Consider the following 23,320-nt stretch of genomic DNA (forward strand, 5'->3'; position numbering starts at 1 on the left):
CAACTGCACATAACAAACACTAGACACATATCCTAATTTTGTAACCTTACTTACTAATAGAAAGGCAGGTAATACAATTGACTTCCAATATCGATTACACTTCCCCCTCAACTAACTTCACTCATGATTTAAATAGAAGTAATTTTTTTCAGAAAGATGCTCAAAATTATATAAACGTACTTGGCGTGAAACAATTAAATACGTTAGAAAACACTTCTTTATTAGATATCTATTTAAGTACAGGAAATGTTGTAGAGCCTCACATACATCAAAATGCAGCTGAACTTGTTTACTGCATTTCAGGCTCTGCGGTTGTTTCTTTACTTAATCCTTTTACAAATCAAATATTAAACTTACCAATAAAACCGGGGCAAGTTGCCAACATTCCACAAGCGTGGTGGCATTACGAAATTGCTACAGCAGATAACACTCATTTATTAGCTATTTTTGACGCCCCAACCCCAGAAGTTATTTTTGGTTCTGATATTTTAAGATTAACCCCCGCTAATATAATGGCTCATACTTACTGTCTCAATGGACAACAATGGAAACAAGCGGTATCCCCTATTCAATCCACTACAGTAATTGGCCCTCCAGCAAATTGTAATCAGAACCGCGGAACGATACCCCCTGCAACTCATCCTCCTAATCCACAACAAAATTTATATTACCAAGATTCATATTATTTTCCTCTTTACTGGGGATATTAATTTATATTATGAAAGGACAATTATTTATCTCCTCGGAAAATACGTAGGAGATTTTTTTATTGTATACCCATTCCTATTTATTATCGTAACAATTAATAGAATAGCTACATATAATAGTTATATATTTAATTGGAGGTGATAGTACTATGAGTAATTATAACTACCGAAAAAACTACTCTCATAATAAAAATAGTAGTTCATCAGCATCCTCTCAATCCTCAAATTCTCAATCTTCCAATTCCCAATCACAAAGAGACTTAGCCGAGCAAGGCTATGTAAAGAAAAAAGGATGTAACTGTAATAAAAACAAATAGTTTATTTGGACAATGAAATTTCATCACTCACAATAAACTGTTTACTCCCCTAGTATATAGTTTATTGAAAGGCTGAATTCTATTTTTAATAGAGTTCAGCCTTTATTATGTATGTGGAATATTGCAAGCTCATTAACTTATTTCATAAATTACAAATCATATTTTTCCAATTAATTTATTACCTATTCCCCGCAAAAATATGGCCCTCCCTAATAAAATTAGGAAGGGCCATATACAAGTGTCCGTTCACATTTCAAACAGACATTGTTACAAGTTAGACGATATTAATACCTGCACTTACAAATCCAGCTACTGCTGCTATTGGACTTGCTGCTGTTAAGGAAACATATACTAATATTTTATCCCCAGCTGCTACTGGAATAGCTTCAGGTATGATCCCTGATGCTGTAGAACCAATTGCTATCGCAGCAAATGCTGGTGTTAATAATAGTGGTGCGCCTTGTACTGTAAACGTATTACTTGCAGCAGGTGCAGTTAATATTTGTATCTGTACTTGAACAGGTGATAAAGGAGATAATGCAGCTGTTGCACTAAAGAAACCTGCTAATGACGTAATAGTTCCTGCGCGTGGTGCTACAAATGCATAATCACCTAGGCCTAACGCTAATGTGATACTAGTTCCACCCGTTAAAGCTACACCAGGCTGACTAAATCCAAATCCAAGAAGAGTTCCTGTATTTGCTACTAATGCGTTAACTAACGCAGCTGGTGTTGTACCCGAAGCGAATGGAATAATAGCTCCGCCACCTGTTGCTCCTGTTGCTCCTGTTAAGCCTGTTGCACCAGTTAAACCTGTTGCTCCCGTTGGGCCTGTTGCTCCTGTTGGACCTGTTAAGCCTGTTGCTCCTGTTGGGCCTGTTAAGCCTGTTGCACCAGTTAAACCTGTTGCTCCCGTTGGGCCTGTTGCACCAGTTAAACCTGTTGCGCCACCAGTACCTGCTGGACCTGTCGCTCCTGTCGGGCCTGTTGCTCCTGTTGGGCCTGTTGCTCCTGTTGGACCTGTTGCTCCTCCTCCTGGACCTGTTGGACCTGTTGGACCTGTTGCTCCTCCTCCTGGACCTGTTGGACCTGTTGGACCTGTTGGGCCGCCTCCTGGCGTAGCACCAATTAATTGAGTTAATAAGTTTAATAAAAGTTGTAAACTTGCAGGGTCAATAATTAATGAGAAGAAGAATGGTGCAAGAGCACTGTAGAATTGTTGTAATAAAGAAAGTAATTGACCTAAATTTGGATTAGGAGATTGTAGTAAGTTAATAATACTTTGAATTAATTGTTTTAAGAAATTTCCTTCTGGAGAAGGTGCTAATTCATTTAGTAAGTTCAATAGCTGAGTAAACAAATTGAGTAAAGCTAATCTGTTTGCATCACTTGGATTTGCAAAAAACGCTGCAATTGCCGAAATTAAAGAGTTTAGTAAAGTAATTAATCTACCTAATTGCTCACTAGTAATTGGAACTGTTTGTGGATTGTTACAACATTCTGGAGTGAACACAATCGGATTATTGCAGTTATTATGACCAAAACAATTATTATGTGACATTTATTTCCTCCTTACTTATTTTATATTTGAGTGTCTTCCTATTATAAGAGCTATACAATTGTGCATAGGTTTAATTCACTTAAAATAGGAAACATGAATGATAATTAAACTTTAAAAAGTTATTTAATTATGTTCATGACTCACATATTAATTATATGTTTTTAATAATTGACTGCTTAGATTAAACACCTAAACTTAAGAGTTTATTTTATTTTTCCACGTTTATCTCTTAGGTTCAAAAGCACATTTTAACTTGAGTATAAAAACTAAACATTGTCATATAACCACCAATTAACAACAATACCTTTACTAAAATTGTGTTCCTTCTATTATCATGAAGCCGTTTCTATTATCAAAAACTTTCATACAATATATTGGACAAGTTATCCCATACTTTGTTCAAAAAATAATTTAGGGAGTGAAAATTAATTGCCAATTATTCAACCATTTATGGCATCCAGAAGATTCACATCTACACTAGGAGCTGGAACCGGAACTGGTGCAGCTTTTGCAATTGCTGCTACAGCTTGTTTAAACGATGCTGGTACTACTGCAACTGCTTTTCCGACTTTTACGTATTATAACTTATATGTAAACGGCATTCTTCAACCTAGTGTGAACTCCAGTGTTACTACTGGACCTACTGGTGCTATTACAATTCCTGGCGGAGATGCATTAGACGGCGGAATTCCAATTACAATTGAATTTATCGTCACTTAGTTTTAACTACTTTAGTGTAGAGCAAAAAGACAGATCCTTTTTATTTAAGAATCTGTCTTTTTTAATTAATAATGATAAATTGTAAAATAATTGAAGAACCTTGTGATGGTGGTTGATTATCTAATAAAGTTAGCTGACCAGTACTAACCTGATATAATGGTTGTGGTTGAAGTATTCCATTAATAAACAGATTAATGTACGAAACCTCATCAGGAGATAATATGTGAGTTGTACCATATTGAGCTAGCCCATCTGAATCTGTATATATAAGTTTTTCTCCATCTGAAAAAGTGTAAAATAATAAATTAGTTGTTGTTATGGGGCCAATAACTCCAGTTGGACCTGTTGCTCCTGTTGCCCCTGTTACTCCTGTTACTCCTGTTGCTCCTGTTGCTCCTGTTACTCCCGTTACTCCTGTTGCCCCTGTTGCTCCTGTTGCTCCTGTTGCTCCTGTTGCTCCTGTTGGAATATAAATTGGCGGAAGAACCGGAAAAGTAGGTCCAATATTCTCTGGTCTTACCATCCCTTTATTCAAAGATAATTTTTCATTACTGTTCAATTTACTACCTCATTCCACATTTTGTTTACTGATTAACAAAATAAAACCTCTATCATTTTAGTAAAATTCCATAACTACTTTTTCATACTCAAATGATTTTACACAAAGTAAACTTTTTACTACTATAACTAGTAGTATTAATATAATAAAATGATAGTTCCATTCCCAAATACTAAATCGCTACTATTAAACTCTTCGACTCCACTTTCCGGATCTATCTTTTCACCCGCAATATCAACTTCAAATTATAATAATAATTTAATAATCAATTTAATTGCTGGTAATATAATTTCACTTCAACTATTCGGCGTATTATCCATAGTTAATTTAGTTGAGGGTGGTTCAACAGGTGCCTCTTTAACAATTATACGAATCGATTAAAAAATGATTCGTTCTTTTTTATAATAATCATTCTTAAATGCTAAAATAGTAACTATTACATCATTCCTTAAGCTTATATATTAATAACTTCACGACAGTGATTTTGCAATAAGAAATACTTTGTACTATATTCATAGTACAAAGTATCTATACTAAATTTTCCGTATATACATTATCAATTTACACTGCTCTCTGCCAATGTTACATTAAAGGTGAAGGTAGTTTCTCAAATGCGAACCATCTCAATACGTATATGAGAAACAAACTCCAATCCTATACGCGAGAGCAATACTATGTTGACACTCAAACGAGTGTCCTTTTTTATGAATTTCAAAAATAAAACCATCTTTTATAGATGGTTTATCAACGCACTTTTCTTTATATTCTTCATGAAATAGTAAATTTATATAATCGGATAATATATGGTCATACTTAACCTAGTTAGCGTTCTTCCGAAATTATGATAAGAGTGTGGTCTATCCGCCTTAAAGCGAATTGAATCCCCACTATTTAATTTATATTGACAATCATTTATTTCAATTGTCAATTCCCCTTCAAACACCGTTATAAATTCTTCGGTCCCTTCTTTATGGCCTTCCGAACTTAATTTTCCTTCATTTTCAATTTCAACTGTATAGATTTCAAAGTTCCTATTATCTTGAAAAGGAAAAGATGGATACACTTTATATCTCCCATTGTCTTCTAATAATGCTTGAACATCACTTCGTAAAACGACTTTCGTATCCGGTTGGGGATTATTAATTAAAGAAGTAAAAGACACTTTCAACCCATTAGCTATTTTCCATATCGTTGTTAATGTTGGACTTGACTCTCCACGTTCAATTTGTCCAATCATTGTTTTACTCACACCTGTTAATTGGGCAACTTTTTCTAAACTTAATTTTTCTTTCTCTCGTATTGTTTTTAAATTTTTTGCCAGAATAAGTTGAATTTCTTCCATAAGAAACACTCCTAAATCATATACAATATAACGACCGTTATGTATAATAAAAAGCACACGTTATATTGTTATTTTCGGTCATTATAACATACACCAAATAATTAGGGGGTTTTGAAATGCCTATATTTTCTTTTTTGTTATTTGTTATTATAAGTAGCTTCACACCCGGTCCTAACAATTTCTTAGCTATGACATACGCCAATCAACATGGTTTAAAAAAGAGTATGCAATTTTGCTTTGGAGTAGCTTTCGGTTTTTTCATCCTCACTTCATTATGTAGCTTCTTTAATATTGTACTAATTAATATCCTACCTATAATTGAATTCCCTTTAAAAATTTTAGGTGTAGCATACATGCTATATTTAGCCTTTAAAATACTCACTAGTAAAACTAGTGCAGATCCAGATGAAAAACATAATAAAAACTTATTTACAGTCGGGATTTTTCTTCAATTTGTTAATCCTAAAGGGATACTATTCGGGCTGACTGTAGTGTCAACTTTTATTCTCCCTTACTATAATTCATATTCAAGTTTTCTACTCTTCTCATTATTTCTAGGTGTAGTCGGGTTAATGAGTACATTCAGTTGGAGCTTATTTGGTTCTATGTTCCAAAAACTTTTATTAAAACATACTACATCATTTAACATCATTATGGCTGTCTTATTAGTTTTTAGTGCTATTTCAATAGTAATTAATTAAATTCAAATTCTCATTTTTTTCTTTTTAAATATATGTTTTGTAAATATACTTGAAATTTCCGGTGAACCTCTGACTTACATGTATTACTTATTATGTATTAAAACAGAAATCTTCTATATCTAATCATATTTATACGAGGTAACATTATAAAAAGAGGAATACTCATAATAAGTAATCCTCTTTTTATGTCCTATCGTTTTTAAAAATTTCTGTTCTACTAAACTAGAATTTCACTTAATTTCATACCACCAACCTTTCCGATCAAGGTAATCCGCCATCCCTTTAAGTTGCAGTATTTATGACTTTAAACTACTTATTTCAAAATCTTTTTATTATAATACAGAAAAATGCGTTATAATATAAGTTACTGGTCTCAAGGAGGAGTTTAATGACTGATAAATATAAATTTTTGATACTCATTGTTACAGCATTTTTTTCTTTCTTTTCTTTAATAAAAGATTTCCGTAACACTTCAAAAAGTTTCTTTTGGGGGAGCTTCGCAATCCTAACAAGCTTTATATTATTATTAACTCACACTTTAGAATTAACTCCAATACTTATCTATTCAGCACAGATGGCTCTTGAGATTATTACAATTCCACGTAAATTAATTCTTCCATCTGTCACTGAAGCTGCTAGTTTTTGCTAACAATTCGTATATATATAAAAGTTTCAACTCTACATTTCTAAGTATCTTTTCAAATATAATAGTGCGGTGTCTCCTTTCTAGAGAAACCGCACTATATTAAATTTCAAACTGACTAGTATAAAAATCTCATACATCGCTGTTTTTTTCATTGAGTTTGTTTTGTGTAAAAGAAAAAGCACCCAACTGGTTGCTTTTTCTAGAATCATCTTTTTCTTCTGCTTCTTTTTACTTCCTTTATTTCTCCCTGCTTAACTAGTTTTTCAATATATAAATGTACTAGCTTATAAACACACTCTCTTCGTTAATTTTCCTGATCTTCTTGATTTTTCATTCTGACGCACAATGCTTTGTAGCTTTTTAGCTCCTTCACCACAAGTCTTCGCATTTCCTTTTCACCGATATCCTCAAAAAATGAAAATTGATTCATACGATACGGTTCCCCTCCGTTGGATTTACTCTATTGAACTTTTACTTCATTTCAAAATTCTCCGTTTCAGATGAACCACTAGACACATACACCATATACTAAGTTAAGTACTTCCTAGGAAAGAAGGTGAAAGTTATGCCATCTATTGTCGGAAATATGGTTGCACAAAATAGTAACGGTTCTTTCAACTTAGGTGATTTTTATAATGTTTCTCCAAAAGAAAATACAAAAGCTTATAATGGTTCAGGTGCATCTAATGTTGCTTTTGTGCTTAATACATTTAACGGTGTTAGTGCAACCAACACATTTGATTCTGATGTTGCCGACCAAAGTCAAGTTGGAACAGCCTAAACTTATTTATTTCTTCTACTTCCGAATAAAAGCCAATATCACGTTAATAATGTATATATTGTTTCTGTTTCCCCTTCATACCCGAAGGCTTATCAGTTAGCTTTTGCTAGCTGTCCTTTTTAAATACGGGCTGCACACGTATTCAGCTTATAAATTAAGCCTTGTGAGCTGCCACCTTTTAAAGGAACACATTTAAATATATGCTCCTTTTATTCAATGTTTTTTCACGATCATGCAGAATAAAACATAAGGTATATGGTAATTCAGTGCTCATAAAATCTATTTTTTCTAAGAGTTTATCCATTTGCAAGCTCTTTTTTTCTTTGCAAATGACTCTTTTATTTTTAAATTTGTATTATTTTAAATTATCTATTCTACTTCTCTTTTCTTGTTCATATACCAAGTCTTTTATTCATAAGCTAAAAGTACTTGACATAACTGAATGGAGGCTAATAATGTCTTTTTCAAATATTATTAAATACGGACGCGTTCCCCTCTTTAATTCTAACTTCCCTTTGATTTTATTTTGGAGTCAAAAAAGTGGCTGTACCTCTCTTGCACATTGGTTTTTTTATCAAATAAATTTATTTAAAGAAGCAATAAAATACGATTCTTTCATCCATAATTATGAAAATGAAATATACAAAAACTCCTCGGACTACTTTATTGAACTAGCTGCAGCTTTAAATACAAACGGAAAAGATACCTATAAATTAGTGAGGAACCCCTATATAAGAGCTGTAAGTTCATTTTTTTCACTAATTGCCCCCCCTTACATAGAAAACCCAGCATGGAATCCTATTCGGAATTTTTATTATGGTAATGAATTTTGTAATAAACCTATTTCATTTAAAATCTTTCTCTACTACTTAAAAGAGCAAATGATAGATTTAGAACAAGTAGATCCACATTTAATGCAGCAATATGAACCAGGTGAGGAAGAGTTTGTTACAAAGTATATCTACCTTGAAAATTTCTCTACTGAAATTGAGCACTTAGAACAAACATATCAATTAAAAACTTCTCCTTTACACATACTAACCAAATCATGGCATCATCAGAAAGACAGGGCGATTTTTAGAGGTAATTTTGCAGATGCTGATATTACCGATCCTTTATTCCCACGCCTCCCAACATACGATAGCTTTTATGACTATGAAACTATCCAATTAGTACAGGATATTTTTAATAAAGATTTTAGCACGTACAATTACCCATTAACTTCTTTAAAAAATATATGATTTTCTAATTGTAGTTTCATATATTATAGAGAAACTTAGATTCACCTATTTAAGTTTCCTCACAAGGTGAAACTTTAATCAGTGGGGGGTTTTGTTCATCCCCACCTAACTTCTTTGCTTCCGCTGAATTTTGAGGTGGGGGTCTTACTGCCTGTTAATGCGGGATAAAACTCTCGTAGTAAGTTGGGACACTGGAAACAGTGTCTTTTTTTAATAAATCATTAAAACATTTAAATAGAACGTGAAATACTCATTAAGGTTGCCACCATTTGTATGTTTTACTTTGTATGCAAGAAAGACGCAGTTAAAACATTTAGTGAACGAATATTTAGATAGTAATGTTTACAAATATAAAAATGCGGTTTCTCCTTTCTAGAGAAACCGCACCCTATCAAAAATTCTTATTAAATTTTAAACTGACTCGTATACAGATCAAAGTAAAATCCTCTATCTTCCATGAGAGATTCATGGTTCCCTTTTTCCAAAATACTTCCATCTTTTATAACAAGGATTTGATCTGCTTTTTCAATCGTTTTCAGTCGATGAGCGATTACGAAACTTGTTCGACCTCTCATTAAATTGTTTAGTCCTTCTTGTATTTGTAATTCTGTTCTCGTATCAATATTAGATGTTGCTTCGTCGAGAATTAATATATCTGCATCTGCTAAAATTGCCCGTGCAATCGCAAGAAGTTGTTTTTGTCCTTGACTTAAATTCGATCCTTCTGAAGCAATTTTCGTTTCATATTGATTCGGTAAATGTTTTATAAAAGAATGTGCAGATGCTGCCTTAGCTGCATTGATTACCTCTTCATCACTAGCATCTAATCGACCATAACGTATATTATCCATAATCGTCCCAGCAAATAAATACGTATCTTGTAAAACTACTCCTATTTTACTTCGCAACGAATTCATATCATATTCTTTTATGTTTTTTCCATCAATATAAATTTGCCCTTGCTGTATATCGTAAAAGCGCGTTAGCAAATTAATGATTGTTGTTTTACCCGATCCAGTTGGTCCTACTAAAGCAATTGTCTCCCCTGGCCGCGCTTTCAGACTCACTTCTTTTAAAATCGTTTTATTTTCCTCATATCCAAATGAAACATTCTCGAGTGCAACATGGCCTTGTAAATTTTGTACAACGAATGCATCTTTTTTATTTTTGATTTCCGGTACTTCATCCATAATTTCAAAGACACGTTCCCCCCCAGCAACTGCCGCTTGAATCGTATTCATTAAAGTTGCGAATTGACTAAGTGGTCTTGAGAACTGACGAGAATAATTAATAAAAGCTGCAATGACACCTACAGTTGTCATTCCATTTAAAACCATTACTGATCCAGTTCCAATTACAAGTCCCATACCTAAGTTGTTAATAAAGTTCATACTTGGAAAAATAAAAGCTGAAAATGTATCCGCCTTCGTTGCTGAAACTCTTAGTTGTTCATTAATTTTATTGAAATTCTGTACGGTTTCTTTTTCTTTCCCGTATAACGTTGTAACATCCGCTCCTGTTATAGCTTCCTCAATAAATCCATTTAATTCTCCTAAATCTTTTTGACGCTTTGCAAAGTTTTTGCCACTATAAGCAACTAGTTTTTTTGTAACGAAAAACATAATAGGTACTGTAATTAAAGTAACAATTGCTAAAATCCAATCTAATGCGAACATCGCAATCGTCACACCTATAAAAGTTAGCGCTGATGAAATAATTTGTACAACACTTTGTGTCAACGCTTGATTCAAATTATCTATATCATTTGTTACACGACTCATTAAATCCCCTTGAGAACGTACATCAAAGAACCGTAAAGAAAGCGTTTGAATTTTCTCGAAAATATCTTGTCTTATTTTTTGTATCGTTTTTAATGCAACGTTAACCATGACAAATGTTTGTAACCAAGTTAAGAATACTGTTACACCGTAAATCGCGATAAGTAACAAACACATTCTCGCCGTACCGCTTAAATCTTTCGGTACAATATATTGATCGATAATTACTCCCATTAAATACGGACCTAATAACCCAAGTAACGTCGTAACAAACACTAAAAATATAACGAACGTAAGAGCAGCCTTTTGATAGCCCATATAGTTCCATACTCTCATCACAGTTCCTTTCGTATTTTTAGCCTTCCCCATCTTTGTTGCGTTACGCCCACCTTTATTAGCAAATTGCCCTTGGAAATTACGCATGTTCTTTCCCACCTTCCTTATACAAATTGCCACCTTGGGAAAGATAGATTTCTTGATAAACCTCGCATTGTTCTAACAATTCTTCATGTGTACCATCACCAACTAATTCACCATTATCTAAAACGAGAATTTTATCAGCATCTATTATTGATGAGATTTTAGAAGCAATTAATAATGTTGTTGTTCCTTTATATTCTCTCCTTAACGCTGATTGAATGTTAGATTCTGATTTAGCATCAACTGCTGATGTAGAATCATCTAATACAAGAATAGATGGCTTTCTCACAAGCGCCCTTGCAATGGATACACGTTGTTTTTGTCCACCTGATAAATTCGTCGCACCTTGTGTTATATGATATTGATAAGAATCTTCCAGTTTGTTAATAAACTCAGTCGCACAAGCTGATGAAGCCGCCACTTCCAGCTCTTCCTTCGTTGCATCTTCTTTTCCATAACGTAAGTTCTCTTCTATACTACCTGAAAACAACAATGCCTTTTGAGGTACAAACCCGATTGAACCACGAAGTTTTTGTAAATCGTATGCCTTAACATTTATTCCATCAATACATATTTCACCTTGATCAACATCGTATAAGCGTGGTAACAATTTTGCTAAAGTGGATTTACCACTTCCTGTAGAACCGATAACCCCTACTTTTTCACCTTTACATATGCGAAATGAAATATCTTTTAAAACATATTCATTATTTTTCGTATAACTATAACTAACATTTTTAAAATCAATATTTCCCTCAATTTCCTTAGGTACAAGCGCATTTGTTTCGCTCGTAATATCAACCTCAGTATTTAAAACTTGCTGTACACGATCCGCTGACGGAAATGCTCGCGCGATTTGCATAAATACCATACTTATAGACATAAGTGACATTAAAATAATATTCAAATAGTTTATAAATGCTAATATAGCCCCTACTTGAAGGGTTCCATTAAATACTTTCTCTCCACCAACCCATAACGTTGCGACAATTCCGCCACTTACAACTAACATAATGATTGGCATCATTAAGGAAATAAGCTGCACCGCTCGAATATTTATCTTCGTTAAATTTGTATTAACATTTCCAAACTGATTAATTTCATATTTTTGTCTTACATACGCTTTAATCACACGTACTCCAGATAAATTTTCTTGTAACTTTGTATTCACTTTATCTAATGCTTCTTGCACTTTTCTGAACGTCCCGCTTGCTTTACTCGCAATGAATATAATCGCAAGTAATAAAATTGGAACGACTACGAGTAATATAGGAAATAACTCACGCGCTGTCATAAAAACAATTATTATACTTCCGATAAATAACAAAGGACCACGAACAAGAACACGTAATGTCATCGTCATCGCCGATTGAATAGAAGTAATATCATTTGTAACAATTGTTAATAACTTTCCCGTTCCAAACGAATCACGATTTTCACTAGAAAATGTTTCTATTTTCGCAAACACATCTTTTCGTATGTCAGTAGCGAAATTAACAGCTGCTTTTGTAGAATACATCATACACCCAAGTCCTCCAACTAAACCGAGTGCTGCAGCTCCTATCATAAGAAGTCCCATTTTTATTACATAATTCATATCCCGATTTGCTATCCCAACATCAATAATATGTTGCATAATAGTCGGTTGAATTAAGTCCATCGCAACCTCAAGTACCATAAATAGCGGTCCAATAATAGCGAAGAACATGTATGGTTTTAAATACTGTAATAATTTGCGAAATGATTTCATACATAATCTCCTTTTTCTATGAAATTACCAACGAATAATTCATATCCCCCCTTATTTAAGCGATATAGTTTGTAATTTCTTTCTTACTTTTATTATATTATGTAAATTAATATTTAACATTATTAAATGATAAGCATTAATGACTTTTCGGTCAATAAATGTGCTTTGTATTATATAAATATAAAAACCGCATTCTCAATGAAAAGAATACGGTTTTTCATCTATATTTTTTCAGTTGTAAAATCTAAAAACTCAGTCTCAAATCCATTATTTTTAGAAGGACTACACGTGTAAAAACCTATTTTAATAGGCTTATCCCCTATATCTTCCATCAAATGAGCGATTCTGATTTGTTCCCATTGGTGGATTTTCTTCACATATATTGTATAATCACCACGTTTACGAACAATTCGAAAACGAAGTTGCTCGTTAGCTAATTCTGTCGGAAAGTCTTGCGTGGACCAATCGGAATATCCATTATTCGTTACGACAGCTCCTAAATGAGATGGACCATCTGGAATATATTCTAATGAAGTTTTCAACCAACACTTTTCCGAAACCATAACAAAAAGACCAGCTTGATCGAATTTTGAATTTGGATTCATACGCAATTGAACTTCAGCTTGAAAGTCTGTCATCGTCTCTGTATAAAATACATGACCATTCATTACTTCGAATCCATAATGGGTTTTAAGCCAAAAATCTGTTTCGGCTTTCGAACGGACAATAAACGCATGATTGTCGTTAAGCTTATAATATTCAGGTACATTCATTATAGTAAGTTGCTCAATACGTTCTGGTATATACGATATATTCATAGCTCCTCCATAGTAAAGCATTTATATAGACATTTAAAACTCCGCTAATACTGGGAATTTATAACCTTTAAAATCTAACTCTTTATCACTTCGAACCATTAAATACTTACTAGACTGTAATTCTGTAAACTTTACATCCTCAACCCCTAATTGATCTGGAGAAAAGTAAAATTCGATTTCTGTAAATCTTTCAGCGATTTCCCCACATATTTCATCTAAAACTGGAATTACTGGTGCAAACACTCCATATAATTTCAACTTTTCATTATCTACTTTATATACAATTAGAGCATCTAACTTCTCTGAATAATACAATTTCTCATTCCATTCCGAATTATACATATTCAAATAAAACGAAGGATGGAAGTTTAATGTTGAAAAATTATTTGAAAGTCTTTGGCTACTATCTATAGTTTCATGTATTAACTTTCTATCCTCTTCCATATAATAATCTAGCACTCTAAGTAAGGAATCATTATTATTCTTTTTATCATATGGAATAGTCATTAAATACTCCTGCACAACTTTAAATCCAAATGCTGTGTATAATTCCGGTTTTTCCGTAAACAATAATGCACATTCACATTTCTTATCGATTTCTTCTATCATTTTACCCATTAATTGTGTCATTAGCCCTTGTCTACGGAAATTAGGGTGTGTCATTACTGATTGAATACCCGCCGCATTTATTTTTTCACCATTAATTAATAATGGGAGTGAAAATGCCGCAACATTTGCAATCACTTTACCTTCTTGTAAAAATGATAAAGCTTTATATGTATCATCCCAATACCCTTTATCCGAAAAATCATTCAATATTTGAGTTGTAATTCCAAACACTTCTTCAAATAAAGGAAATAACTGCTCTCTTTTCGGTTCTTCTATTAGAAGACTTGCCAATTTTTCAACATTCCCCATGTTGTACCTCCAAATGTTAAATTCCATTAAATTAGATATGCTTATATGACCTACTCTTAAAAATAGAGGTCTTACCAATCAATATACTATCATAAAACATAAAAAAAAAGTCTAATTAATTTTATGTTTTGACTATTTGAAAATAAGTCGAATAAAACAATATTAAGATTTCCGGATATTAATTAGTTTATTTTATAAAAATAGCGCTTTCTAATTAGCTTTTACTAATAGAAATACACTATTTATAATAAAATATTTTTATTCTTTTATCCCTTCAAGTCTTTCCTTCGTATTAATTTCTTCTCCATACACATATCACTAATTGTTATGTTTTCTCCAAATGGTTTTAAAAGGAATGGGAATTACAGTTTTACCAAAACCGTATATAGACTTTTTACAAAATAAAAATATTCAAGCTATTAAAATAGAAGATCCTATTCTAACAATAGAAATAGGGCTTATTTATAGAACAGATAAATATATGTACGCTGCAACTCGAGAATTTATTGAACAACTAAAAAGAACAGTACATTCTTTACAAAGCTAATCTCTTTTCAAAGCAAAATAAAACATTATATATTTTAAGATTTCAATGTACCTTTTTAGATATTGGAATATACTTCGTAAAATATGCCGCTACTAGCAATAAAACAATTGAAATTAACCAAATAATAATCCCGCCAAAGTTTAACCAATATGCAAGTAAATTTAAGTATGCGATATTAAGTTTTCTTTCTGTATAAATTGCGGAACAAGATAAGAATGTTGTTTTACAAATTCCCCTTGTTGCTTACCGATGTCATAATGACTTCCTTTTAGCGATGAAAAATACCCCTTTACTTGATACATCTAATTCCCCCTTATTGAATTTATCCATATCATACCAATTAAACTGTATTCATTCTTGATGTTTTTTACTGTCTTTCAAATCATAAACGGCTGAAATAAAGCGCACAGTTATAAAATAAAAACTAGGAAACTGTAAGTTTTAACAGTCCCCTAGTTTCCTTAATACTAAATGATTCCATCTTCCACCATCGTCTCTGCAATTTGAACTGAGTTCCACGCTGCACCCTTCAATAAATTATCGGAAACGACCCAAAGATGGAATCCGTTTGGCGTATCAGGATCTTTACGTATTCTTCCGACAAATGTATCTATTTTCCCTTCTGCATATAATGGCATTGGATACAGCTGTTCACTAGGGTTATCCTGCAAAATAACACCTGGTGCATCCATTAGTACTTCCTTGATTTCCGCAACGGTTGCTTCTTTTTCAAGCTCTATATAAACCGATTCTGAATGGCCTGATAAAACCGGAACGCGCACACAAGTAGCTGCCATTTTCAAGTTTGGGTCTTCTAAAATTTTCTTCGTTTCTTGAATCATCTTTACTTCTTCAAAGGTAAAATCATTATCCGTGAATATATCGACTTGAGGCAATACATTGAATGCAATTGGATAATGTTTTTTATCTTTTTTCGCTGGTAATATAGTACTCTCCACTTCTTCACCTGCAAGCATTGACTTAGCCTGTTTTTTTAATTCATGAATCGCGTGAATACCTGATCCTGAAACAGCTTGATAAGTGGAAACGATAATTCGTTCTAAACCAAATGCTTTTCGTATTGGCTGAAGAGCTGTTACCATCTGTAATGCTGAACAATTCGGAACCGCTATTATACCTTTATGTTCCTTTAAAGTATGCGCATTTACTTCCGGAACCACAAGCGGTACATCACGTGCCATTCGATATTCACTTGTATTGTCAATTACGATGGCACCACTAGAGACTGCGTGATTCACAAATTGCCTAGAAACTTCTCCTCCAGCACTAAAAAAGGCAATATCTACACCTTCAAAGCTAGTTGTTTTTGCCTCTTGTATTATTATCTCTCGTCCTTTAAATGGTACTACCTTACCAGCGGATCGCTTTGACGAAAGCAATGTAACTTCAACTATATTAAACTTTTTTTCATTCTCTAACAGTTCGATAATTTTTTGCCCTACCGCACCTGTAGCCCCAACAACAGCTACATGATAGCCCTTTTTGATCATCTTTTCTCCTCCAATTTTACTTAAATGAATCTTTCTACAATTTTATTTTATAAAGAATTTAATCATTTGGAAAATTGAAATACGTGATATAATCATTCACAAATCATGATAATAAAAGAGGGATTACTTATGGAAATGAGACATGTTAAAACATTTTGTGCGATTGTTAAGTATGGTGGTTTTTCTAAAGCTGCTCATGCATTAGGTTATGCGCAATCTACAGTTACTGCGCATATGAAAGCATTAGAGAACGATTTACATATTCCTCTTTTCGATCGGTTAGGAAAAAAAGTACTTCTTACAAAAGCAGGTCATCAATTTCATCCTTATGCTTTAGAATTACTTGCAATTTATGAAAAAGCGCAAGTAATTCCTCAAAATACCGATCAATTAGAAGGTACATTAAGTATTACATCAAACGAATCATTAGCAGTGTACCGTTTACCACAATTATTACGTACTTACAAACAGAAAAATCCGAAAGTAAATATCGTACTTGAAACAAATACAAATGAACAAGCATTACAAAAATTACGTGAAGGAGAAACAGACATTGTCTTCATAATTGGAGAATGTATAGAACATAATGATTTTATTACGCGTACATTTAGTAATGAAACATTTGGATGGATTTTACCACCCCATTATTCTACACAATCTAATCCGTTTTGTTTATTAAAGGATACTCAGTTTATTTTTACTGAACAAAGCTGCGGTTATAGACCAATGGTAGATCGTTTTTTACGTCAAAGCGGGAATATTCCAGCTAAAACATTTGAAACTTCCAACGTTGAAGTTATTAAACAATCCGTTATGTGTGAGTTAGGAATTTCAATTCTTCCTTACATCGTTGTACAAGAAAGTTGTCAAAAAGAACAACTCTGTTTTCAGCCTATCGAAACGTCAACTGTTATTCAAAGTCATATAATCTATCATAAATCTAGATGGATTTCCCCTGTAGTACAGTCGTTTCTTTCACTATTAAAATTGATGAAAGTATAAAAAGAATATGAAAGAAAACATGAACTGAAATCCTTTGAAGAATATCAATCCACGTTTTCTTTCATACTCCTTATATAGTCATCTTCTTTTTATTAGATAATGCTTTTCCTTTAACTAGAACAAATATAATCGGAAGGACAAGTAAACTAGCAATTGCACACATTATTCCTAAAGAAGAAAACGGAAATCCATTACTTACGGTAAGCGACGCTAAGCCAGAAGCAATAGTCATCCCAATATACATGGCAGAGCTATTTAATGCCATCACAGTCCCCCGCACATCTGGTTTTAATTCTGAAATTAGTGCCGTTAATGATGCTTGGCCAAATCCAATAAATAAACTCCAAATGATATGTAAAGTAATTGCAATTACTAGATTTTCTATGGAAAGCGAGAATAATATTACACTTATTGAGGTTACAATACTCGCAATGGATATAACATTCTTCTTTCCTATTTTATCAGCTAACTTCCCACCCAAAATGTTACCAGCTACACTACCAACTCCCGCCAAAAAGATTACAACACCTATTTCACCAACGGAAAGGCCAAAATTATTCCCATAATAAACACCTATGTACGAAAACATGCCGTGTAATCCAATTGTCCATAGAAACGTTGCTAATAATGCAAATAAAACTGAAACATTTACTAAAACCATTTTAAGTGGTGCACTTAACGTTTTCGCTATAGAAACATGCACATCGTTTCTCTGTTTTTCATTTCTTAATATGCGATTAACTAGTAATGTAAGAAATAAAGTTAATAGTCCTATACTATAAAATGTCCATTGCCAATTTCCTACTTCAGATAAAAATGCACCTATAGGTACTCCAATGACTGTCGAACCTACCATTGCTCCCATAATCGTTCCCATCACTTTTCCTCTTGACTCATATGTAACTTTATCACCTACTAATGCAAAAACACTTGGCATAATCATCGCACCAGATAAACCTGTTAGGCCGCGAAATAATAAAAGAATTTCAAAACTCTTCGCTAATCCCGTACAAAATGTAGAAATAGAGAAAATAGTAAATCCTATTATGATCATACGTTTTCTTCCAACTCTGTCAGACATCGTTCCAAATACAGGTGCAGTTATTCCATAACAAAGTGCATAAATAGTAATTAATAACCCTCCACTTCCATCAGGAATACTAATTGTTTCTGTAATTACTGGTAATAAAGGTGCCACTAATAATGAATCTAATCCAACAAAAAAAGCTACAATTGCCAAAATGCGTATCATTGACTTTAACTCCATATATAACTCCCCTTTATTTCATATATGAAATAATTCTTTATTATGACCCCTTCTTCAATTTTTACTACTCTACATTTTATTTCATATATGAAGTATTTATATAAATAAAAATGTAACAGAGTGTTACATTTTTACTATATTTAATTCAAGTGCTTCTTCCACTTTAATAATAAATCCTCTAAAATCCCTTCTTCTTCTTTCGTAAAACAACCACAATTCTCTTTTAAAAAATCACTATATTGCACATCGACTTGCTTTTTCGTCTCTTCACCTTTTTTAGTTAAATAAACGAGCGTTTCACGTTGGTCATTCGGGTTCTTCTCTGTCATTACGTAACCATCACGCTTCATCCGTTGAATCATTGTTGTCATATTACTTGGAACACATCCCATGTTTTCAATTAACTTTGACATAGATACTTTCCCAGATTTTGCGAGTACTTGAATCACTCCAAATTGTACGTAACTTATATCATACTGTTCGATTGCCTTATCTAGATTTTTTTGGAGTAAATGATAAACATCACGAATATTACCGTAAAGCTCTCTGTTATTCATATGTAATGTAAGCCCCTCTAATTTATTTCATATATGAATCATATTCCCATTTATTTCTTGTGTCAACAAAAACACCTTTGTATGCATAACAACAAAGGTGTTTCAAAATCAACATACTTCTTATTTATTAGTCTGTTCTCCACCTGCAATTAATTTACTACCTGAATATGTACCTTTTTGCATAAACACTTGATTAATTAACTCTTTTTGTTCCGCTTCTGACATTACTCCTTTTCCTTCTCCTAAATTCCCGCTTTGTAATTTCCAAATCTTATTGTGATCCTCATCCATCTTTTCATATTTTCCTTGTTTCCATCTCTCTAAAATGTCTGCATATGTTTTTCCTTGTACTAGATCATTACTCTTTACAATATCAAGTAAGCTTTCAATTCGTTCTTGTGTGATAAAAATATAACCCCACTTTTGATCAGCCTTCGTTTTTTGATGTGCCATTTCATGTAAAGCTGTCTGTATGTTCTCATCTGTCCATTTAAAATTTTTATTAAAGCCGCTATTTGGTAATGAATGATTGCCATTTTCTAAAACCTTTGCATCTTCAGCTTTTACATTACTATCAGCCAGCACTTCTGCTGCCGGAGCAGCTGGTGATGCCTTTTTCGCAGCTGTTTTACTGTTATTCAAATAATACAGCATGCCATATGTTACACCTACTCCGATTACCGCCATACCAGCTATAATTCCAATTATTTTAAAGAATGTTTTCATCTTGCTTGTTTCCTCCCGCATATCTCATTTCATTTTTTCTATTCTCTAAACCACATATGTATTTCCTTATATTATATTTCTTTCTTTTATAAATTGAAAGATTATTCTGTCAAAACCACCATCTTTTTCAAATACAATTTCACCTCTAAGCATTTCATTTTAATTTTATAAAAATAAATGATAACCTTATATTTAAAGGAGATGAATAAATATGAGTTTATTGCATAACAGTTTAACTTTTTTAAACTTTGATGATACGTATTTATTACAAAATAAACTACATTCTTATTCACATGAAGATATTGATTTTACTCATTTAAAACACACAAACCTATATTGCGAAAACACTTCTTTAATGCATATCAAAAGGGCATTAAATCGTAGAAAGAATAAAGGGATTACTTTTATAGGTTCTGGAAATTATCATTATGTATCTTATTTATTATTAGAAGAAATGGACAAACCTTTTACCCTTATACTATTTGATCATCATACTGATATGGACTTAAAGGGCGCGAATGAACAGACTCTTATTTCCTGTGGATCTTGGGTATCATTTTCTCTTCGAGATAATGGTAATTTAAAGAAGGTAATCATTATTGGACCTTCTTCTCTAACAATTCATTCTAATGATTGTTCATACGTAGAAGTTTTTCCAATTGATATATCACATGAAGTGTCCATACATACAATACTTTCACATATTCATACAGAAACAATATATGTAAGCATTGATAAGGATGTTTTAGATCCAAAAGTTTCTATTACCAATTGGGATCAAGGGCACATGAAATTATCTAGACTTTTACAATTTATTCATTCTCTAATTATGAATAAATCTGTCTATGGTATTGATATTTGCGGTGAACTCCCAGTTTATCCTTCTCAACTCTTCTTACCTAAATATAAAAATGCTATTCAGAAAAATGAACAAGCAAACTTACAAATTTTAAAAACAATTTGTGAAACGAACTTACATATTCAATATGCATAAAAAGAACGAGTACCTTAAAAGGTACTCGTTCTTTTTATGCGCGATTTTCTTTTAACCACTTCGTAATCGCATTTAACCTCGAAACATCAAAACGTCTCTCTTCACACACTTTTATACTGTTTAAACTCTTCACAATTTCTAATTCATTCGACTTTATACTTTTTGCCTCAATTAATTTACAGTACCCGTCTGTAACAGTATTTAAATTTTCATAATAACGTTGAAACGATTTTGATATATGTAAATGTTTTTCAAAGTTTCTTCTTCTTTTTGTCTCGTCAGATTCTTTCCGTTTTCTAAGTTCTTCATCATTCGTATATAAATAAAAATATTGATCAGGAAAACCAATTTCCCTATTAATCAGCTTTTCTTTATAAAAGTTTTCTATTAAAGATAATGGCTGATCAAATATTTCAAAATGGAAACACCAATTATAACTAAGCGGCTGATAAATGTCTCCATCAAGTATTACTATTTCATATTGCTCTGACTTCTGCATTGCTATTTTCCAGCGCTCTACTTGTTTTTCAAAATACCATGTTCTATGTTCATTTTTTGGTCTTTCAAATAATAAATTCACTTCAGGTATAATATAAGCACCATAATTCTTTTCTAACTCACGACACGTTGTGCTCTTACCAACCGCACTCGCTCCCTCAAACGCTATAACCCCCATAGTTTCTCCCTCTTTCATTAACTAAAATTTCGTTGTTTCGCTTTTCTCCCCCATAACTGTTTCCATAAAACAATTGAAGCGATAGAGAGCATTATTGTTGTAATGATACTCCCTTCAATTCCGAACGAGCCTCCATGAAGGAATTCCAATCCGCTTGTTATAGGTTTAAAAAGTGGTGTAGAATACATTGCCATTCCACTAACTGCAAAACCGAATACGTTATATTGTGCCCAATTCCAAATGGAATGCCACGCACATATCCCCCAAAGGCTACTGTCTTTCAAAACGTAAAAAGCTGCAAATACACCAACTAATATTATATTCGATATTGAAAGAATTGTAATACCTGGATTTAGTAAATGAAGAAAACCAAATAAAAAAGAAGTCACAGCAATCCCGACCCATATACGGCTTCTAACAGAAAGAACTGGAAATAACCAACCTCGAACAACAATTTCTTCTGTTGCACCTTGTATTAAAAAAGCAACTAAAGATCCCACAATTCCAAGTATAGCGGTTGGTGTAATATGTTGCATTTGTAGTTGTACATTTCCGGTTAATAAAAGTAGCATGACTGGTATTGAAATAAAAACAAAACCTATTAATGCACCTCTTAAATATTTTCTTATCCACTGATTTCTCCAAAATCCAATAGATGAAATTGATCTTTTCTCTACAAATCTAATCCATAGAAAAACAAAAAACACAGCCCCACCAAACGTTAATATCATCTCAATGTTACTATAAATCGCTTTCATAATAATCGTTTCTGCTTTCGGTAAAAACAGCATAAATATCATGAACAATTCACCTAAAGTCAAAAATACAATTGCAAGTATAACAGCAAATACTGGATGAACTTTTCTTCTTCCTTCTTTGGCTGCTTCAATTATTTTAAATTGATTAGACTGCAATATTCTCGCCTCCTTAACAAATACATCAACACTATTCTTATACTATATATCGATTCAATAATACAAACTTTCAATAAAAATGTTCTTAGTTTAGCATAAACCAAAATTAGGAATAATATATAAATAAAAGAGATGTTTTTGTGTCTTTTACCATCCTATTTCACACTGGTATTACCAGCACTTGCTATTTCCCACCATTTGTTGTAAGATAGTAATTAAGGTCAATTTAACAGTATATTTTCTTTGCATATTATCAAGTATCAATTAGGAACATTTTATATTCCTTATGGGTTTTTGATAATATGTGAAATTTTATTTTTCATTCAAATAAGGCCGAACATATTGTAATCTTTTTAATTTTTAGGAGGCATTACCATGACATTAACAGGTAAAGTAAAATGGTTTAACAGCGAAAAAGGTTTCGGTTTCATCGAAGTTGAAGGTGGCAACGACGTATTCGTTCACTTCTCAGCTATCACTGGCGACGGCTTCAAATCTCTTGACGAAGGTCAAGAAGTTAGCTTCGAAGTTGAAGACGGTAACCGTGGACCTCAAGCTAAAAACGTTGTAAAGCTATAATTCAAACAATAAAAAGGTTGTTACCAGCACGGTTAACAACCTTTTTAATATATAACTAAAATTTTTTACATAAAAGGAGTGGTTACATGTATCGCAATCGAAAGAACGATGTAGCAGAAGTACCACCAGAACAAACCCCTGTCTGGGAATGTGAAGCAGAGGATTGTTTAGGATGGATGAGAAAGAACTTTTCATTTGAAGAAGAGCCTAAATGCCCTTTATGTAAAAGTAGCATGAAAAGCGGAGAACGTTTATTGCCTAAATTAGGTTAATTTTTACTTAACCCCT

General features: G+C 32.7%; 25 protein-coding genes and 3 pseudogenes. 12 read left to right on the top strand and 16 right to left on the bottom strand.

Going from position 1 to position 23,320, the window contains the following annotated elements:
• Positions 1 to 77: 77 nt before the first annotated feature.
• Positions 78 to 710 carry a cupin domain-containing protein gene (locus ACTFRN_RS21800; RefSeq protein ID WP_049114026.1) on the top strand — a complete coding sequence of 211 codons (633 nt, stop codon included), beginning with the start codon at positions 78 to 80 and terminating at the stop codon, positions 708 to 710.
• A 588-nt stretch (positions 711 to 1,298) separates the two neighbouring features.
• Here the strand turns inward: ACTFRN_RS21800 and ACTFRN_RS21805 are convergent.
• Positions 1,299 to 2,585, bottom strand: a complete 1,287-nt coding sequence (locus ACTFRN_RS21805; protein WP_000019174.1) for an exosporium glycoprotein BclB-related protein — start codon at positions 2,583 to 2,585, stop codon at positions 1,299 to 1,301.
• A gap of 429 nt (positions 2,586 to 3,014) precedes the next feature.
• On the opposite strand from ACTFRN_RS21805, the gene ACTFRN_RS21810 reads away from it, so the two are divergent.
• Complete coding sequence (locus tag ACTFRN_RS21810; RefSeq protein ID WP_001121647.1) at positions 3,015 to 3,305, top strand: DUF4183 domain-containing protein; 291 nt, start codon at positions 3,015 to 3,017, stop codon at positions 3,303 to 3,305.
• A gap of 61 nt (positions 3,306 to 3,366) precedes the next feature.
• On the opposite strand, the gene ACTFRN_RS21815 is transcribed toward ACTFRN_RS21810, so the two are convergent.
• Complete coding sequence (locus ACTFRN_RS21815; RefSeq protein WP_254231436.1) at positions 3,367 to 3,864, bottom strand: DUF4183 domain-containing protein; 498 nt, start codon at positions 3,862 to 3,864, stop codon at positions 3,367 to 3,369.
• 180 nt (positions 3,865 to 4,044) lie between these two features.
• Here ACTFRN_RS21815 and ACTFRN_RS21820 point away from each other — a divergent pair.
• Positions 4,045 to 4,245 (top strand): annotated as a pseudogene (locus ACTFRN_RS21820) (BclA C-terminal domain-containing protein); the annotation flags it as partial.
• A gap of 403 nt (positions 4,246 to 4,648) precedes the next feature.
• Here the strand turns inward: ACTFRN_RS21820 and ACTFRN_RS21825 are convergent.
• Positions 4,649 to 5,263, bottom strand: coding sequence for a helix-turn-helix domain-containing protein (locus ACTFRN_RS21825; protein ID WP_124878288.1), 615 nt, complete (start codon positions 5,261 to 5,263; stop codon positions 4,649 to 4,651).
• 59 nt (positions 5,264 to 5,322) lie between these two features.
• Between ACTFRN_RS21825 and ACTFRN_RS21830 the strand changes: the two genes are divergently transcribed.
• A complete protein-coding gene (locus ACTFRN_RS21830) occupies positions 5,323 to 5,907 on the top strand; it encodes a LysE family transporter (protein WP_049122404.1) in 585 nt (194 codons plus the stop codon).
• 230 nt (positions 5,908 to 6,137) lie between these two features.
• Here ACTFRN_RS21830 and ACTFRN_RS21835 read toward each other — a convergent pair whose 3' ends face one another.
• Positions 6,138 to 6,203, bottom strand: coding sequence for an N-acetylmuramoyl-L-alanine amidase C-terminal domain-containing protein (locus tag ACTFRN_RS21835; protein ID WP_367633995.1), 66 nt, complete (start codon positions 6,201 to 6,203; stop codon positions 6,138 to 6,140).
• 92 nt (positions 6,204 to 6,295) lie between these two features.
• Here ACTFRN_RS21835 and ACTFRN_RS21840 point away from each other — a divergent pair, with 92 nt between their 5' ends.
• Positions 6,296 to 6,556 (top strand): hypothetical protein, encoded by a 261-nt coding sequence (locus ACTFRN_RS21840; protein ID WP_000130518.1) that lies wholly within the window; start codon positions 6,296 to 6,298, stop codon positions 6,554 to 6,556.
• Between the two features lie 301 nt (positions 6,557 to 6,857).
• Here ACTFRN_RS21840 and ACTFRN_RS21845 read toward each other — a convergent pair whose 3' ends face one another.
• Complete coding sequence (locus ACTFRN_RS21845) at positions 6,858 to 6,983, bottom strand: hypothetical protein (protein WP_014893752.1); 126 nt, start codon at positions 6,981 to 6,983, stop codon at positions 6,858 to 6,860.
• Positions 6,984 to 7,118: 135 nt separating this feature from the next.
• Here ACTFRN_RS21845 and ACTFRN_RS21850 point away from each other — a divergent pair, with 135 nt between their 5' ends.
• Positions 7,119 to 7,334, top strand: coding sequence for a spore germination protein (locus ACTFRN_RS21850; protein WP_001139344.1), 216 nt, complete (start codon positions 7,119 to 7,121; stop codon positions 7,332 to 7,334).
• A gap of 455 nt (positions 7,335 to 7,789) precedes the next feature.
• A complete protein-coding gene (locus ACTFRN_RS21855) occupies positions 7,790 to 8,575 on the top strand; it encodes a sulfotransferase family 2 domain-containing protein (protein ID WP_061680673.1) in 786 nt (261 codons plus the stop codon).
• Positions 8,576 to 8,979: 404 nt separating this feature from the next.
• Here ACTFRN_RS21855 and ACTFRN_RS21860 read toward each other — a convergent pair whose 3' ends face one another.
• The 4 genes from ACTFRN_RS21860 to ACTFRN_RS21875 all read right to left on the bottom strand — a co-directional run bounded on the left by ACTFRN_RS21860 (position 8,980) and on the right by ACTFRN_RS21875 (position 14,259).
• Positions 8,980 to 10,776: an ABC transporter ATP-binding protein gene (locus tag ACTFRN_RS21860; RefSeq protein WP_001243541.1), complete on the bottom strand. Its 1,797-nt coding sequence runs from the start codon at positions 10,774 to 10,776 to the stop codon at positions 8,980 to 8,982.
• Positions 10,769 to 12,523, bottom strand: coding sequence for an ABC transporter ATP-binding protein (locus ACTFRN_RS21865; RefSeq protein WP_074568276.1), 1,755 nt, complete (start codon positions 12,521 to 12,523; stop codon positions 10,769 to 10,771). The genes ACTFRN_RS21860 and ACTFRN_RS21865 overlap by 8 nt, the downstream gene beginning before the upstream one ends.
• Before the next feature lie 221 nt (positions 12,524 to 12,744).
• Complete coding sequence (locus tag ACTFRN_RS21870; RefSeq protein ID WP_074568277.1) at positions 12,745 to 13,341, bottom strand: DUF1349 domain-containing protein; 597 nt, start codon at positions 13,339 to 13,341, stop codon at positions 12,745 to 12,747.
• Between the two features lie 33 nt (positions 13,342 to 13,374).
• On the bottom strand, positions 13,375 to 14,259 hold the full coding sequence (locus tag ACTFRN_RS21875; RefSeq protein WP_074568278.1) for a GNAT family N-acetyltransferase: 885 nt from the start codon (positions 14,257 to 14,259) through the stop codon (positions 13,375 to 13,377).
• 334 nt (positions 14,260 to 14,593) lie between these two features.
• On the opposite strand from ACTFRN_RS21875, the pseudogene ACTFRN_RS21880 reads away from it, so the two are divergent.
• A pseudogene (locus ACTFRN_RS21880) lies at positions 14,594 to 14,806 on the top strand (LysR family transcriptional regulator substrate-binding protein); the annotation flags it as partial.
• A gap of 167 nt (positions 14,807 to 14,973) precedes the next feature.
• Here the strand turns inward: ACTFRN_RS21880 and ACTFRN_RS21885 are convergent.
• Together ACTFRN_RS21885 and ACTFRN_RS21890 are read right to left on the bottom strand one after the other, a co-directional pair.
• A pseudogene (locus tag ACTFRN_RS21885) lies at positions 14,974 to 15,108 on the bottom strand (C45 family autoproteolytic acyltransferase/hydolase); the annotation flags it as partial.
• Between the two features lie 165 nt (positions 15,109 to 15,273).
• The gene (locus ACTFRN_RS21890; protein WP_000591701.1) at positions 15,274 to 16,317 is read right to left on the bottom strand and encodes an aspartate-semialdehyde dehydrogenase; all 1,044 of its coding nucleotides are present in this window, start codon (positions 16,315 to 16,317) and stop codon (positions 15,274 to 15,276) included.
• 129 nt (positions 16,318 to 16,446) lie between these two features.
• On the opposite strand from ACTFRN_RS21890, the gene ACTFRN_RS21895 reads away from it, so the two are divergent.
• Positions 16,447 to 17,319, top strand: a complete 873-nt coding sequence (locus ACTFRN_RS21895) for a LysR family transcriptional regulator (RefSeq protein ID WP_074568280.1) — start codon at positions 16,447 to 16,449, stop codon at positions 17,317 to 17,319.
• Between the two features lie 70 nt (positions 17,320 to 17,389).
• On the opposite strand, the gene ACTFRN_RS21900 is transcribed toward ACTFRN_RS21895, so the two are convergent.
• From ACTFRN_RS21900 to ACTFRN_RS21910, 3 genes are all read right to left on the bottom strand, one after another.
• Positions 17,390 to 18,586: an MFS transporter gene (locus ACTFRN_RS21900; protein ID WP_074568281.1), complete on the bottom strand. Its 1,197-nt coding sequence runs from the start codon at positions 18,584 to 18,586 to the stop codon at positions 17,390 to 17,392.
• A 140-nt stretch (positions 18,587 to 18,726) separates the two neighbouring features.
• Positions 18,727 to 19,143 (bottom strand): MarR family winged helix-turn-helix transcriptional regulator, encoded by a 417-nt coding sequence (locus tag ACTFRN_RS21905; RefSeq protein WP_001065033.1) that lies wholly within the window; start codon positions 19,141 to 19,143, stop codon positions 18,727 to 18,729.
• 120 nt (positions 19,144 to 19,263) lie between these two features.
• On the bottom strand, positions 19,264 to 19,869 hold the full coding sequence (locus ACTFRN_RS21910; RefSeq protein WP_074568282.1) for a PRK06770 family protein: 606 nt from the start codon (positions 19,867 to 19,869) through the stop codon (positions 19,264 to 19,266).
• 211 nt (positions 19,870 to 20,080) lie between these two features.
• Here ACTFRN_RS21910 and ACTFRN_RS21915 point away from each other — a divergent pair, with 211 nt between their 5' ends.
• Positions 20,081 to 20,863 carry an arginase family protein gene (locus ACTFRN_RS21915; RefSeq protein ID WP_049122608.1) on the top strand — a complete coding sequence of 261 codons (783 nt, stop codon included), beginning with the start codon at positions 20,081 to 20,083 and terminating at the stop codon, positions 20,861 to 20,863.
• Positions 20,864 to 20,897: 34 nt separating this feature from the next.
• On the opposite strand, the gene ACTFRN_RS21920 is transcribed toward ACTFRN_RS21915, so the two are convergent.
• Positions 20,898 to 21,557: an AAA family ATPase gene (locus tag ACTFRN_RS21920; protein ID WP_124878286.1), complete on the bottom strand. Its 660-nt coding sequence runs from the start codon at positions 21,555 to 21,557 to the stop codon at positions 20,898 to 20,900.
• Entirely contained in the window at positions 21,557 to 22,453 is an 897-nt protein-coding gene (locus ACTFRN_RS21925; protein ID WP_088106781.1) for a CPBP family intramembrane glutamic endopeptidase, read from the bottom strand. Before ACTFRN_RS21925 ends, ACTFRN_RS21920 begins: the two co-directional genes overlap by 1 nt.
• Positions 22,454 to 22,828: 375 nt before the next feature.
• Here ACTFRN_RS21925 and cspD point away from each other — a divergent pair, with 375 nt between their 5' ends.
• Both cspD and ACTFRN_RS21935 read left to right on the top strand, forming a co-directional pair.
• Entirely contained in the window at positions 22,829 to 23,032 is a 204-nt protein-coding gene (cspD, locus tag ACTFRN_RS21930) for a cold-shock protein CspD (RefSeq protein ID WP_000176368.1), read from the top strand.
• Between the two features lie 86 nt (positions 23,033 to 23,118).
• Positions 23,119 to 23,304 (top strand): cold-shock protein, encoded by a 186-nt coding sequence (locus tag ACTFRN_RS21935; protein WP_000286198.1) that lies wholly within the window; start codon positions 23,119 to 23,121, stop codon positions 23,302 to 23,304.
• Positions 23,305 to 23,320 lie beyond the last annotated feature (16 nt).

The sequence above is a fragment of the Bacillus cereus group sp. MYBK245-2 genome (genome assembly GCF_051916145.1).
GTDB lineage: Bacteria > Bacillota > Bacilli > Bacillales > Bacillaceae_G > Bacillus_A > Bacillus_A pacificus.

Bases quoted from the DNA above. Each gene is read 5' to 3' on its own strand.
- ACTFRN_RS21805 (WP_000019174.1), bottom strand. From the start codon at position 2,585: ATGTCACATAATAATTGTTTTGGTCATAATAACTGCAATAATCCGATT.
- ACTFRN_RS21830 (WP_049122404.1), top strand. From the start codon at position 5,323: ATGCCTATATTTTCTTTTTTGTTATTTGTTATTATAAGTAGCTTCACA.
- ACTFRN_RS21840 (WP_000130518.1), top strand. From the start codon at position 6,296: ATGACTGATAAATATAAATTTTTGATACTCATTGTTACAGCATTTTTT.
- ACTFRN_RS21845 (WP_014893752.1), bottom strand. From the start codon at position 6,983: ATGAATCAATTTTCATTTTTTGAGGATATCGGTGAAAAGGAAATGCGA.
- ACTFRN_RS21850 (WP_001139344.1), top strand. From the start codon at position 7,119: ATGCCATCTATTGTCGGAAATATGGTTGCACAAAATAGTAACGGTTCT.
- ACTFRN_RS21855 (WP_061680673.1), top strand. From the start codon at position 7,790: ATGTCTTTTTCAAATATTATTAAATACGGACGCGTTCCCCTCTTTAAT.
- ACTFRN_RS21860 (WP_001243541.1), bottom strand. From the start codon at position 10,776: ATGCGTAATTTCCAAGGGCAATTTGCTAATAAAGGTGGGCGTAACGCA.
- ACTFRN_RS21865 (WP_074568276.1), bottom strand. From the start codon at position 12,523: ATGAAATCATTTCGCAAATTATTACAGTATTTAAAACCATACATGTTC.
- ACTFRN_RS21870 (WP_074568277.1), bottom strand. From the start codon at position 13,341: ATGAATATATCGTATATACCAGAACGTATTGAGCAACTTACTATAATG.
- ACTFRN_RS21875 (WP_074568278.1), bottom strand. From the start codon at position 14,259: ATGGGGAATGTTGAAAAATTGGCAAGTCTTCTAATAGAAGAACCGAAA.
- ACTFRN_RS21890 (WP_000591701.1), bottom strand. From the start codon at position 16,317: ATGATCAAAAAGGGCTATCATGTAGCTGTTGTTGGGGCTACAGGTGCG.
- ACTFRN_RS21895 (WP_074568280.1), top strand. From the start codon at position 16,447: ATGGAAATGAGACATGTTAAAACATTTTGTGCGATTGTTAAGTATGGT.
- ACTFRN_RS21900 (WP_074568281.1), bottom strand. From the start codon at position 18,586: ATGGAGTTAAAGTCAATGATACGCATTTTGGCAATTGTAGCTTTTTTT.
- ACTFRN_RS21905 (WP_001065033.1), bottom strand. From the start codon at position 19,143: ATGAATAACAGAGAGCTTTACGGTAATATTCGTGATGTTTATCATTTA.
- ACTFRN_RS21910 (WP_074568282.1), bottom strand. From the start codon at position 19,869: ATGAAAACATTCTTTAAAATAATTGGAATTATAGCTGGTATGGCGGTA.
- ACTFRN_RS21915 (WP_049122608.1), top strand. From the start codon at position 20,081: ATGAGTTTATTGCATAACAGTTTAACTTTTTTAAACTTTGATGATACG.
- ACTFRN_RS21920 (WP_124878286.1), bottom strand. From the start codon at position 21,557: ATGAAAGAGGGAGAAACTATGGGGGTTATAGCGTTTGAGGGAGCGAGT.
- cspD (WP_000176368.1), top strand. From the start codon at position 22,829: ATGACATTAACAGGTAAAGTAAAATGGTTTAACAGCGAAAAAGGTTTC.
- ACTFRN_RS21935 (WP_000286198.1), top strand. From the start codon at position 23,119: ATGTATCGCAATCGAAAGAACGATGTAGCAGAAGTACCACCAGAACAA.